Origin of the sequence: Paenibacillus sp. LBL (assembly GCF_029893715.1) — a bacterium.
Taxonomy (GTDB): domain Bacteria; phylum Bacillota; class Bacilli; order Paenibacillales; family Paenibacillaceae; genus Paenibacillus_AQ; species Paenibacillus_AQ glucanolyticus.
This window is the reverse complement of the sequence record NZ_JARXYU010000015.1, coordinates 129,156-143,026: the sequence shown is the minus strand read 5'-3', so window position 1 is coordinate 143,026 and position 13,871 is coordinate 129,156. Positions and strand designations below refer to the sequence as shown.

The following is a 13,871-nucleotide window of genomic DNA, read 5'->3' as shown; positions in this document are numbered from 1 at the left end:
TTTATCGTTCCCACGAACTTCTACTTCTTGGATGCTTCTTTCAGATATGAACGACTCTGAATATAGGTCATTACTCAACTGAACATTGAACAATCCCATGTCAGTTGAGCGAATGCCATCGTAATAGAACTCCAATCCTTCTTTCATGCACTAACCAATCCCTTTCTTCTTCAATTCATCCACTAAAGTCGAAGCAAAATCTTTTGCACCTTTCTTGTCTGCGCCAACTGCCGATACATTGACGGAAAGTGTGCCGATTGAAGCTCCTGAAGTAGATGCAGTGTTTTTCTTGCCTAAGAAGTCAAGGTATTTGTTTAAGTTGTTAATTTGATTAGCAACATTAGAGAATGGCGAACCAGCATATGCACCGCCTGATGGCAAAGTTGGAGATTTAATGCCACCTGTCGAAGACCCTATGATGTTTGACAAGCTATCGTTACTAGGGTTTTGAATTCCCATGTATTGAAGCTTACTCAAATCTGCATAGTTCCCATCTGCAAAACCGTACTGGTTACGCATCTGCTCGTTCTGTTTTCTAAGCTCTTCGTTCCACTTACCTGTTTTAGCGTATTCATCTTCGGCTGCCTTCTTATTAGAAAGGTACTGAGACCAAGCAGAAGTCTTGTCACCAGCTTGTTGCAGTTGGTTTAACTGTTCCTGTGCTTTTTGCAAAAGGGCCATCTGTTCGTTAAGTTTTTCACCAGTCTTAGCTATACGATCATCAACCATATCGGAATAGTTCGTAACAACAGTTTGCAGTATTTCTTGCACTTTCCCAAAGTGTCCAGCCATCATTTCTTCTTTGAGTGTTTGATAGAACTTTTCATCGTTAATTAAATCATCGTAGTATTTTTCTACTTCTTTCTTCTGTTTATCTAAGAATTCCTTCGCTTTTTCATATTGCATTTTTTGACCGTTTACAATGTACTCAGCGGTATCCTTAGCAGTTTCAATTTCCTTTTGTTTGTTTTCTAGCTGGTCTTGGAGATTATCTTCACGTATCTCCTTAGTGCGGTCGTACTGCATGTCTTCAATTTCTTTTGTGATTTCGGCAAGTTGTTTTTCAAGTTCTTTACGTTGTTTTTTTGCTTCAGAAGAATCATCTAAGCTTAAAATGTTGATTTTATTTTGAAGTTCATTCTTTTGCTCTGCTTTCTCTTGCAAGTCATTGTTAAACGATCTTGCACTAGCTTCACGGTTTAGAAGCTTCAGCTTGGAGTTGATATGCTCTTCATACTTTTTAAGTTCTTTATCCAGTCGAGACATTTCTTCATTATGAGCTTTCTCTAATGCATCAGACTCTTCCTCAAGGGCATCTAGACGCAACTTTTTCTGTTGCTCATACATCTCCTTGATTGTATCAATGATGTCATCGGCAAGTTGTTCTTGTTGTTGCTTCAACTCTTGATTCATATCATGAATTGCTGATACCAATTGAAGTTCAGCCAAGACAGACTCTTTAAGCTCCTTATTAAGTCTTGCTCTAGTCTCAGCAGTGATATCCATATTTTTAAGTTGTTCTTTGATAACTACTTGTAACTGTTTTTCTGCACGAAGCTGTGAACCCAACAGAGCAATGTTCTCATTCAGAGCTTTGTTGTATTCAGCGGTCCCTTCCTCGAACAAATTCATCGACTCGGTTACAAGACTAATCTCATAGCCAATATCTGCGATCTTATCACGTTGCTCCGTAATTGCACTGTTAACCATGCTTTCGGCAGTCGTATCAACCGCTGAAGCAAGATTCAACCACTCAGCGCTATTCTGAGCCATTACCTGTTTCTGAGCTTCTATATCTGTCTTCAGAAGTTTTCCGCTATCAATCGCCTTTTGAATAGCAATATTCTCATTATGGAGAGCGTTTTGCTTCTCCTTCATAATAGCTATTTGCTTCGCATCTTCAGCCCGTTTTTCAGCAGATGTTGAGAGCAAGTTCTTCTGTTTGTTTTTGGACTTTTCTAGTTCATCGTCATACTTCTTCTGCTTTCCATGAAGTTCTTCAAGGACGCTAACTTGGACTGCCGATCTATTATCAGCCATTGTCTTGTTTAAATCACTTTGTTTTTGTGTAAGCGACTGTACTGAGCCTTGGTTTTGTTCAATAGATTTCGTTAGTTCATTGTACTTTTCTTTCTTTTCATTGGATAATTTTTTGAAATCACCCATTGCTTTTCTTTGTTTTTCTTGCGATGCAATTAACTTGTTTATTCTATATATCTCATCGTTCGTTGCCTTGCTCTGTGCGCTAAGAGCATTGTTTTGTTTCATTAACTCGGAACGATACTCTGAAGATGTTTTATTCATGTTAGCCATCGCGTTCTGCGATTTCTTCAGTGCCGTTTCAAGCTCTGCCATTTTCTTAGCATACTGATCCGCTTGATACAAAGCTACATTTTCAGTTTTAGTTTTATCTTTTTTATCTTTGCTTTTATTACTAGTTTTATCAGGAGTTACGCCATAACTAGCATCGTCTATCAATGAATATAAACCATTGAATTCTTCCATGATTTTTGCATATTCAAGTAATTGACCCTTAGCATCAGCAGCTTCCTTAGCTAATTTTTGCTTTTCAGGTACGGAACCAACGCTCTTCAGGAAATTAGAAACAGCGCCAGTTACGGAATCACTTCCGCTCATGTTTGTCTTGAAGCTTTCAAGCATGTTTTTTGGATTTGCCGCATTGATCACTGGATCAATGTTTTGACTAATAGCTTTTCGTGCATCAGCTAGGTTGTTAATACCGTTTAACTCGACTCCGTAAGCTTTCAACCTAACGCTAAGGTTATTCAATATTCCTCTAGTCAGGCCAGCTTCAGCCAAAATTTCTTGCTTTTTGGCTTCTAATCGTTTATCTCGAAGGTCCAACATTGCTTTTTCTTCGATCTCATATCCATCAGCAGTTTTCTTAATATGCTTGAGTAATTCTGGATATTGTTTAACCAATTCCATAACTTGTTGACTATTTAGTTTTTGCCCCTTAGACACGGTATAGATAATTTGGTTTAATTTAGAGAATTCATCCCCAGCTTTATCTATTTCATCCCTCATTTTCTGAAGGTCTGGAACAATCGCAAGGATTGGAGCTTTAGGCAAGTTGAATGAAGTCACAAAAGAATCTCTAAACGACTCCATAGCCGCCTTAGCGCTTGGGATCTTTTGGATTATCTCATTGATTATTTTGTTAATTTCTTCGATTAACTTCGCATGAATCTGTTCCATTTCTGTTTGTATAGTCATGTCAGATGGATCAGCTTCAAATGCCCGTCTTAGTTCTTCATACTTCTTATGGTACTCACCAAAGTCTGTATTAGTGAATGCTTTTATCACTTGTGTCAGTTCATTAAATTGGGTGTCAATATCATCCGTTCCAGATGCGATGCCCTCAGTAATGCCAGCGACAAAGGCGCGTTCACCAGCAGATAATTTCTCACCTTGCTGCTCCAATGACTCAAGAATTTGCTGAGCTTTTTCACTTAGTATGAGTTCATATTCAGATACGACTTCTCCAATTTCAGCGTTATAATTTGCAAGCTCTTGTTTTGCAGTTGTCAACCTTTTAAGGATTGCGTTCTTCTGAGAATTCTCGACCATTTCACCAGTAGTAACACTGCCTGATTGATAGTCAATGATTGGCTTCATGTTTTTAAACTCGCCACTCTGAACCCGTTGTTGGAAATTAGCAAGATCCTGCTCAGCTCTCAGAACTTCTTCGGCAGCCTTCTTACGGTCTTCATATGTTCTCTTAAGATCGTTTTTATTCTCACTGTCTTTTGCTCTTAATTTAATTTCATTAAGACTTATCTCAGCATCTATTTCTTTTTGCAACGCTTCTACTCTAGCGTTAATTGCCTGAACACTATCTGAGTAAGCTCTTCCTTGATCATCAATTCCCGATGTGGCTACTCCATAGTTGTCCACCAAATCACGTTCGATATCAACAAGTCGCTGTTTGTCTTCTACCGTTTTGTCAGTTTTTTCTTTGAGTGCTACATACTCTTGTGAAAGCATGGTTAAACCATTCTTCTGTTCTCGAAGAGATGTCACTGTTTCAGTGTTTAATGTCAGAGCTTTTTTTGTTTCCTCATTCGACTTTGCAATCCAACCAACAAGTTTTTCTATTGCAAATCCTAGTGCCATTGAGATAGCTACAGGCCAGAATATTCCTGCCATAAAAGTGCCTGCTGTTCTAGCGGCAACACCTACGCCTTTGAAAGTTAGGGCTAAACCTTTCAATCCAATTCCTAATTTTCCTGTTTCTAAAATCGAGGTCCGAATCCTGTTATTAAACAATGCGATTGCCGTAGTCACGCCTGCAATAATAAATGGAAGAACGCCAAAGTTTTTCGTCAAGAATGTTCCTGCATTAGACAACGCAGTCAAGCTATTAACTACAGCAATCAATCCGTCTGTAAGCACTGCATCACCAACAGCAAGAGTGAATTCCTGCCATGCTACAGTCATTCGATTAATTCTTGCTTGTAAGCTTTGTTGGTATTTTTCATTCTCCCTAACGGCTGAGCCTTGAGAGTATGTTGCAGTGGTAGCTGCGTCAAGAGACATTTGATAGTTATTCATCAACGCTAAGAAACGTGTCAACTGATATCTACCAGCAACAGTAACACCGATATTTTGTTGTTGGGTGTTTGTTAATGTAGACCACTTTTTAGCCAAATCATCTATGACTTCAGTTGCGGCTCTTGTTGTACCGTCATCATTGAATACCTTAACGCCTAAATCCTCTAGATCACCTGCGGCAGATGGGATTCTAGAATAAATAGTTTTCAATGCATTACCAACAATGTTTCCACTTTCCCTTGTCGCTGCACCAATTGCCGTTACATGACCAACCAACTCGTCCAATGTTACTCCATAGGTTTTTGCGGTTGCGCCTGCCTTATGGATACCTTGAGCCAAGTCCTTAGTTGTGATTGAAAAGTTGTTATCCACTTCGTTTAATTTATCGACAATGGATATGGACTTTGAAGCTTCGATATTAAAGTTGATCATTGCCGATGTAATGTCATTCATTGACTCTTCAGTGGAAAGGTCGGATACATTACTAGCCAAGATAGCCGTTCTGGTCATGTCAATTGCATCTTGACCTTCAAACCCTTGACGCGCGAATCCGATAAGCGCTTCATTTACATTCTGAATGGTTTGACCCAATTCTTTTGCAAGACCTATAGACTTCTGCAACATTTCATCAAAATTCGTGTCCTCATCCATAACGCGTTTTAACTGCGTCATTTGAGTGTCAATTTCGATGATAGTTCTTGTCATATTTTGAAGTGTTCTAATCGATCCATAGAACGCAGTCATTGCACCCATCCAGACAGGTACACGGCCCATAGCAATCTTCAATTGCTCGATTAGACCTTTGTTAGCATTAGATACTTCGCGGATTTCGTTTCTCTGCCTGCGGATTTGCCCGTTAGTTCTATCAATTGCACCTGAAATAACTAACTGTTCTCTTCCGTTTACTCTGAGAGTCGCGTTCCACTTCCCAGTTGCGGCATCGAGACGGGTAAAGAGTATTTCTTTATCTTTAAGATGATTGTTAGTTTTAATGATTTCTTGTAATTCATTTTTGAATGTTTTTGAATCCATACCTTCTAGATTCTTCAATCTATCTGAACTACCTAAAACTTCCCCACGAAGTGTGCCAGCACCGTTTCCTTGTTGTAGTTTATACTTGCGCCCAATATCGTCAAGTTCTTTCTCTACGTTTTTCAAATCCTGTATCGTGCCAGCTAATCCCATTCGTTTGCTTAGGTCATCGAATTTACTCTTTTCTACTTGACCCTTCGAGAACATACTGACCAGCTGATTATCGACTTGTTTTAATGTGCGATTAAATTGTTCTGCCGATTTGATTTGCCGTTCCATGTCTGACTTGCCGTTTTTGTAATTGTTTTCAATTCGCTTGTCTTTTGCTTGATCATTAGCTTTCTTCTGAGCAATCTCTTGCTCTCTTAAAGACTTGATCCACCAGTTCTGGTATGCTTCCTTAGACTTTTGCGTCTTTGCATCTTCTTTACGCTGTCTATCCGCATTCTCTGCGATGGCCTTCTGCTGGTTTTGATTTAACTCGCGCTCTTCTTTAGCTCTGCGATTTATCATTGATTGATAAGCAGCATCTAGTTCGCGCTGAGCTTGCGCTTCAATCTCCTTATTCTTACGAATAGCTTCAGCTTGTTCTTTGTCCCAGTCAGGTTCTTTGAAACTTCCTCTTGCTCGACCATCTGCCATTTGATTGGCAAGTTTATTACGATCATCCCAATCCTTTTCTTGGTTCTTTTGAATGGCCTTTTGTTGATTTTCAGCTTCTTGACGATCACGTTTTTGAGAGTTGACGACACTTTCTTCTCTCTTCTTCTCAATCGCATTTATATCTTTTATCTCTTGTTCGGCTATTTTTTTGCCGACTTTATAGTTGTTAAGGATTCGATCTGCTTTTTCTTTTTCGCCTTTGAGGTTTGCTTTATTGACTTCCTGAAGCTCTCTAAGTTCACCCTTCAACAAGTCTATTTGCTTGAGGTTTTTGGATGAATCAATTGAATCATTGAATTTGCTTAGTGTCCCACTGTCTAAAGTCTTAAGCTTATCCGCATCAGCCTTTAATTTGTTTTGTTCTACCTGAACTTTATGCAGATTGTCTGCGTACTTCTCAGCACCAGCCAAACTCTTCTTGAATACATCCAAGTCTAATTTGTCAGAGGTTGCATCAAGTTTTCCGAAGCTTTTGACAAGTTCATCGACTTTGTGCGTTGGAAGCTTTGTTTCACTTAAAGCTTGGATTCTAGTTGTTGCATCTTTTGCAAAAACATCAAATTGCTTTTTTTGTTTATCAAGTCCGTCAACATTTGTTGTCTGGATAGTCTTGTCTAGAACAGGATTATTGTTTTCATCGAATTTGTATTTGTTAGTTGTCGTCTGTGCTTTTTTAGGATTAATGAACTGCTCATCCAAAGATAAAGGATTACCTTCTGCATCCCTGGTGTCCGTAACTTTCCCTAACTTACCTAGTTCTGGGCTGAGTTTTTTTACTTCAGCTGCTTGGGTGTTTATGTTTTTATTCGACTCATTGACGACCTTCGAAAACTCTTCGCCAGACATCGCAGCTGATGTCAACTTGTTCTTGTAGTTTTCAAGTTCTCTAATATTATCGTCTATACTTTTGATTTTCGGATCATCTTTGATCATCGAAGAATCAAACTTTTTGTTTCCGTCCTTAATCTTCTGAACTAACTCATCTGACCCACGTAGGCCTAACGATTCGGCGGCTTCGTCCAAACCCATCTTGCTGGAATATCCGTCATTCCTAGATGAAGTGAAGTAAGTTGAACGTTGATTCTTGTTGGTTGCTTCATATAACTCAGTGTAAAGTTGATCGCCTTTTTTGGGGAGCTTCGGCTTAATTTCCTTAAGCTGTTTCCACATGTTGCCTTGAGTTGACTCGTTGTACATGCCCCTGTAATGCTTCTCAATGCCTTTTCGTTCTGATCTTAATGCTCTTAACTTCTTTTCAACATTGTCGATCTCATTGCTAAATTTCTTTGCATCCTTAGTTGCTTCTCCAAAACTACTTTGAGAGACCCCTTTGATGTCTCCGAGTAATTTTGTTAAATTATCTATGTTATCGTCAAGCCCGATGCTTAATTTGAGTTTGCCTTTAAGTTTAGCTGCCAATTGATTCAGTTGACTTTCAATCTGCGAAGTGTCATCTGTATTTAGCAGGGCTGTGATAAGTATGTTTAATTTATCGCTCATATACTTCACCCCTTCAAAATAAAAAGGCAGCCATCAAAGGCCACCCAGTATTAATTAATTTCTTCTACAATGCAACAAAAACGGTCGTACACAAATGCCGATTCCCCTTCAAATTGCATATCTACATTGAGAACAATATCCTTGATTGCATGCAACATTTCTTTCCGTTCAGCATTCTCTTCAATAACGAATTCCTCTCTCATGAGAATTTCGAACTCACGATTGAACCCGTCTCGATCTCTAAGCTTGTACACTTGCCGCCCATCACCGGCATCCTCTACTAAAATCGATCCATCCTCAGCAACTTCAGCAAACTGTTTAATCAACTCTTCACGTTCATCTTCAATTTGTTTAATTCTTTCAGCCAACAGTTTGCAGAATCTTGTACGCATCCGACTATCTTTGCCGCCTAATTTCAATTCCACCAAGAACTTCGTAAACTCTTGCAATTCAAAATTCATGATTTTCATATCCCAGTACCCCTTGTTTTCAATATTTAGAACAGATCGTCTAATTCATCTTGCGTTTCACGTACTACATAAATCTCAGTTGTTTCAGAACTCTCATGCCCTAATAGAGCTTGAGCGGACTTGATATCCTTGCCCTCAAGCGCTACGATGTGTGTCGCCCTTGTGCTTCTGAATAGATGGGGATGAACCCGTCTCCCAACAATCTTTGAAAATATTTCGCTACACCAGTAATTAAAGGCAGAGTCCGAAACCTGCTTTACTTCACCTTTGCTTTTCGAGACAAAAACAAAAGGGCACTCATCGTGTCCTCTTACCTCAAGCCACTTTTCAATTGCATTCTTTGCGCGATCATCGAAGGAAAACTTTCTTACCTTGCCTTCTTTGCCACGACCCTTAGCGCGAATGTTGTGTGTTGCATAATAATTTTTGACATTACCAAGTTGATCTTTTACGTAATTGTAACTAACTACTTCTTTTAACAGCTGCCTGGACTCTTCTCGCCTGCAACCAGTAATATATGTGAACCAAACATATGCAAGCATCTGCCATTCTTTTCTCTCCTCTAACACTTGAACTAAATGATCTAACTCCTCTTTAGTCAAAGGCTTCTTCTCATGCTTAACCGCCTTTGGTGGAGAAGGTATATTCTTGTTATATATATTTCGAAATGTCGGATATTCATCGAGGTAATATATCTCCATATATCCGCAAAGACTCGATACAGCAGAGCGTTTAAACTTAATCGCGCTCGATGATAATCCTCTTCCTATCAAGAAGTTCTGATATTTTAAAGCATCCCTTGGCTTCAATTCGTAGATAGGTTTGTTCATGCATGAATCATAGACCCACTTAAAGAATTGCCGTAATCCACTGCGATATTGTTCAAGTGTTCTTGCAGACAAATGTCCTTGTTGCAAAAACTCCTCTGTTATCTCTCTATTAAACTGGTTTATTTCTGTTTTCCAAAACAGATCATCAACCTCTTGTAATTTATCAGCCATGCTATCCACCCTTACAATCTGCTATTAATGCCGTTCTTCTTTAATCCTTCTTGCAACTTATATAAATGTAGTTTTTTACTTCGTATCTCATTTGCCGCATTACTCATAAACGGTCTTGGGCTTGTCCAATAACCCGTTCCGAATATCAAACCACTCGTTCCGTTGTGTACTGTTTCTGCAACAAATTCACTATAGTCTAGAGGATAGCTACCGTTTTCGCTTTCCACCACACTATAATGCTGGTTTGGTTTAGCACTACGAATCAGGTCGCTATCATTATAGATGTCAACTTGAAATCCACCTCTGATATGGTCAAGTTCATATACAACACTTTTCTTCAAATCACCTGTACGTTCATACTCTTCAGGAGTCGCCACGCCATAAACATCTTTATCAACATGTTGCTTTACGGTGGCTTCTCCCATTTTCCCTACATCCTGCATTGAACTTTCGAGTTTTCTCTGAAGATATTTTTCTAATTCCTTCATATTCTTAAAAGTAGGCATCCACAGTTCAACTCCAATTTATCTTAATCCAGGCCTAACATCTCTCGGTTTTCTAGCGTAAGTCCATTCACGGATTGCTTCAATTCATTAATGTTGTCATTTATACGATCTGTCGCAGCTTCCATTTCAGCATAAACCTTATTCACTTCAGCAATAGGTAAGCTTTCATAGATAGGAACAAGAAAATCATTGTCAACAAGGAAGTCTAGCGTCTTTAATTGGTCGTCCAGCTTATCAGGGATATCTAACGATGTGAAATTCTTAATCATGAGAAGAATCATATATGGAGTGAATATATCAAGGATGTTAGTATCTTGAACTTTAGTTTCTTCGAACTTTTGAGCAAGCTCACTAATTAAACCCTGGATCTTTGTTGGTCTAAAGGTTTGGTCAATTTCAAGAACATATCCATTAATCTCAACCTCATAGCGTTCATCAAATTGCTTGTCTTGCTTCTTGATCGCAGCCATACTGAGCTTTTTCTTGCTATTAGCCATTTTTAAAAACCCCTTTTTCTCTATACTTTTGTTAAAACTCTTATTTTATTGAACATAGTTCTCAAAAAAAGAAGGGTAGGAATCTCTTCCTACCCCTTTCTTTAATTGGATTAGTGTTTAATCATCTTAATCATGTCAGGCGAATTAGTATCACGGAACACTTCGAGGTTGAAGTCGAATACCGAAACGTTCTCTGCATCCATTGTCATTGTGAAACCAGGTTGCAGTTTAGCCTTCTTGATAACGATTTGGAACGGCTCGTCAACACCGTCTTCAGAACGAACCAAAGTGTCAGCAACAACTTCGTAGAATCCTGGGAACTTATCAGCAGAAATCGTTACCGACTTCGCAGTTGCAGCGGACGCATATTGGTAGTACACAATTACTTGGTCGCCGTCAGCCACTGCTGGTGTACCACCCGTAACAGGGAGTGTATTACCAGTTACTGTACCTGGAGTCAGCTCATCCTTATGGAATTTACCGTCAGTTGTGGAATACGCAGTGATAGTTCCAGCAATAGGTGCTTCACTCAATGTGATTTCGCCAGTAGCAACAATCAGCACTTCACGCTTCCAAATGTTTTGTACACCTTCCTCTACATCGTTACCAGCAAGTAGAGACAGAGATTGCTCGGAAAGCAATGCATCTTGCAGGGCAAACGTTGCAGTACGACCATAATCCCATCCGATCAAACGACCAGCACCACGGCCCCCAGTTGCGTACACGGACTCAGCCGCTTGTTCCAGGTTACTGAGCTTCAATGTGTCGAAGAACAGTTTCGGCTTTCCAGTTGCTTTATCGAAAAAGATAACGTCAGCAACTTCTTTCATACCAAATCTAGACATTTTGTATCCTCCTTGAAATAATTAATGGCATAAAAAAATGGACTCAATAGAGTCCACTTCATAATCAATTTATTAATCTAATTTTCCACACCAATGCTTCAACTCGATTTTGGCCCCATTGACCATTGCAAGTACATTGGTTTCATATGAAGAGATTCTTTCCAATCTCTTGTATTCGTCATAGAACTGATACATGGTCAATCCCCAAACGGATTCTTTATCATAATGAATACTCTTTGTGCTAACTGCGCTAACCAGATCAGAGAAATCAATCTTGTCATCGTTGCTAACTCCTTTTTTCTTCATTACTATCTCGTTTGCTTTTCGCAACTTTTCCATAATACTTTTGGCTTTTGCGTTCTTGGGATTGTCTCCACCGTTCTTGCCAAATATATAGTTCTGATATTTAATAACATTAAGAATGTCATTGTAATTATCAGCGCTAACAACTCTCACGTCATCTATGCTTAAATTAATGTCACCAAAAATCAAGCCTAAATCTGGGTGAAAGTTAATCTTTGTCCTATCTTGCTTAAGAAAGAAGCAAAGTGAATCAATAAACAATTGAATTAAATCGGGATTGCCTGAAGACAATATTAGGTCAAATAATGATAGTGTTGATTCATCTATATCGGTTGTATCAATCAAGTCATCAACTCTAAAAGTCATGACACCAAGATACTGGTTATATAACGAATACCCAATGTCTTTGACTTCCCCTAGAGTAACAGGGGATATCAAGAAATTATCAACTTGAAAAGAATCGCCTGCCAACAACTTCAATGAGCGATCAGTTTCATTCATCTCTAAAATCTTCATATTAACTTGTCCCAAACGTTATGATATTTCCTTCTAGCCGAATTGCATCAAACTTATCATTAACAGTTAAGTGAAAAAATCTACTAAAATTAATTCTACCAACTGTACCTACACTCTTATCACTGAACAATCCTACTATATTCCTCATGATTTCATAAGGTCTTAACAATGCTGCGCCATCATTCACTAGCCATAACGATTTAGCAACCACAATATCAAAGACGATCTTGGAATCCTGAATGATTTCACGATTATGAAGTTCGCCGTTAGGATAATAAACGCGAATTTGTGTACTGTCAGCAACGGCAGCCGTTAAATCAAATGGATATGGGAAGATGTTTTTGAACATCAAGTTGGTGGCAGGCAATGCTATGTCAGGCTGTGACAATGGGTTTTTCTGATTATAGAATAGATACTTTGCTATCTCTTTATCTGCAATCAATTGGTTCAACACCTGAACTAAGTTAGGAGATAAAAGTTCTAATTTTACCATAGGTCACCACCGCCTGTTCCTGGACCATTATTGGTTCCACCTGTCTCTCCTAAATACAACTCACTATTATCAGCTATTTTAGTGCTGAAATCATCACCGACTTTAACTGTGCTTAAACGTGTAGTAAATTGAAGTAAGCCAAGTCCATTCTTCGTGAAACTCATGTCGTCTATCCCTGTTACCTCATATACGGAAGATCCAATAATAAACCTTTGTAATGGTGATATTGATCTTGTATCGTCATTAATGACAACATACACGAACATACCGCCTTCGAGGAGATTGACATCGAACCTGTTGTAACCAACAGCGTACTTAATGTATCTTGAAGCTCTAACGACAGCATCATACTCTGCATAAGTTCCGTCTTTTTTGACCCACCGAAGCATTTCATTACAACTTTGTATGCTAGCCTTCGGGAACACATCTTTCTCTGAGCAATCAAAAACAAGCCACTTTTCATTGTTGAATTCTATATGATCACCAAGATTAACAGTGGTGTCAGGTCTTAATAGCACATCTTTTACTTTCGAATCAGCGCCATCGGTGACTCTTGAATCAGTATCAACACCGTTGATCTTGATGATTCGAAACGAAGTGCTGTCTGCAAATGACGAATTCACTTTCTCAACAGTTGACTTTCTATAGGCATCGCTAATTGATGTTCCAGTAGCATTCATCCTATTTATATAGTCATCGAAGTAAGTCATTTGTCTTCACCTACAGCAAGAACCTTACCTTGGATTCTCTTTATGATATTGATGCATTTAAAGACTTCTCGTTTCACAAAATCGGATTTGCAGTTAACCAAATCAGATTGCGAAAGTGCTTCTAATGTAGCCAAGAGTGATACAAAATCGGAATCAACATCAAGATCGATTACTATCTTCTGTAACCCGAACATTTCAAACATAAGTGATTGGATGTACTTCTCTAAACCCTTATTCTTTTCTTCATGAAGTGGTAGGATTTTAAAAGTCTTATCTACCAAGGAACTTAAATAGACTTTGAACATCTTGTCTCCCTGATGAATCATCATTTCAATTCCCCCAAATCTCCATAAACAAAGGAATACTCAGTAATCATCTTGTCTGCTTCGGATTTAAGTTTGTTATAAAAGTCCGAAAGCTCTTTCAGGTGATTAGCTTGGGAGTAGATTTTAAAGTCTTTATCCGACATATTCTGCTTTAGAATTTCGCTAGTCAAAATCTTCGGTTTCATATATTCAACCAACATCAAAGAAACAAGAATTTCTTTCTCTATATCTTTTAAGTCCTCATTAAAAGCCTTTGCAACCGCATCTCTTCCTTGAACAGCTTTGCAAAATCGAAACTTTGGAACAGCGCTGGACAGCAACCCTTCCATATATTTCTCAAGATCATCTTGCTGCATATTCATAAATGAATAGTCGCTAACTTTCGATAAAAAGATTGGATATAGTTCTTGATAAGAAGTCGCCATAAACGACAA

11 protein-coding genes are annotated in these 13,871 nt (G+C 38.7%); all 11 read right to left on the bottom strand.

Annotated elements, in window-relative coordinates; genetic code table 11:
• Positions 1 to 150: 150 nt before the first annotated feature.
• Positions 151 to 7,770 carry a phage tail tape measure protein gene (locus M2277_RS24875; protein ID WP_280755843.1) on the bottom strand — a complete coding sequence of 2,540 codons (7,620 nt, stop codon included), beginning with the start codon at positions 7,768 to 7,770 and terminating at the stop codon, positions 151 to 153.
• Positions 7,771 to 7,820: 50 nt separating this feature from the next.
• Entirely contained in the window at positions 7,821 to 8,240 is a 420-nt protein-coding gene (locus M2277_RS24870) for a hypothetical protein (protein WP_280755842.1), read from the bottom strand.
• A 26-nt stretch (positions 8,241 to 8,266) separates the two neighbouring features.
• Positions 8,267 to 9,241, bottom strand: coding sequence for a tyrosine-type recombinase/integrase (locus M2277_RS24865; protein ID WP_280755841.1), 975 nt, complete (start codon positions 9,239 to 9,241; stop codon positions 8,267 to 8,269).
• Between the two features lie 11 nt (positions 9,242 to 9,252).
• Positions 9,253 to 9,747, bottom strand: a complete 495-nt coding sequence (locus tag M2277_RS24860; RefSeq protein ID WP_280755840.1) for a hypothetical protein — start codon at positions 9,745 to 9,747, stop codon at positions 9,253 to 9,255.
• A gap of 23 nt (positions 9,748 to 9,770) precedes the next feature.
• Positions 9,771 to 10,244, bottom strand: a complete 474-nt coding sequence (locus tag M2277_RS24855; protein ID WP_280755839.1) for a hypothetical protein — start codon at positions 10,242 to 10,244, stop codon at positions 9,771 to 9,773.
• 110 nt (positions 10,245 to 10,354) lie between these two features.
• On the bottom strand, positions 10,355 to 11,089 hold the full coding sequence (locus M2277_RS24850) for a hypothetical protein (RefSeq protein ID WP_280755838.1): 735 nt from the start codon (positions 11,087 to 11,089) through the stop codon (positions 10,355 to 10,357).
• Positions 11,090 to 11,161: 72 nt separating this feature from the next.
• Complete coding sequence (locus tag M2277_RS24845; protein ID WP_280755837.1) at positions 11,162 to 11,908, bottom strand: hypothetical protein; 747 nt, start codon at positions 11,906 to 11,908, stop codon at positions 11,162 to 11,164.
• Position 11,909: 1 nt separating this feature from the next.
• Complete coding sequence (locus M2277_RS24840) at positions 11,910 to 12,401, bottom strand: hypothetical protein (protein WP_280755836.1); 492 nt, start codon at positions 12,399 to 12,401, stop codon at positions 11,910 to 11,912.
• Positions 12,395 to 13,111, bottom strand: coding sequence for a hypothetical protein (locus tag M2277_RS24835; RefSeq protein WP_280755835.1), 717 nt, complete (start codon positions 13,109 to 13,111; stop codon positions 12,395 to 12,397). Before M2277_RS24835 ends, M2277_RS24840 begins: the two co-directional genes overlap by 7 nt.
• The gene (locus tag M2277_RS24830; protein ID WP_280755834.1) at positions 13,108 to 13,440 is read right to left on the bottom strand and encodes a hypothetical protein; all 333 of its coding nucleotides are present in this window, start codon (positions 13,438 to 13,440) and stop codon (positions 13,108 to 13,110) included. Before M2277_RS24830 ends, M2277_RS24835 begins: the two co-directional genes overlap by 4 nt.
• Positions 13,437 to 13,862, bottom strand: a complete 426-nt coding sequence (locus M2277_RS24825; RefSeq protein ID WP_280755833.1) for a hypothetical protein — start codon at positions 13,860 to 13,862, stop codon at positions 13,437 to 13,439. Before M2277_RS24825 ends, M2277_RS24830 begins: the two co-directional genes overlap by 4 nt.
• Positions 13,863 to 13,871: the final 9 nt, after the last annotated feature.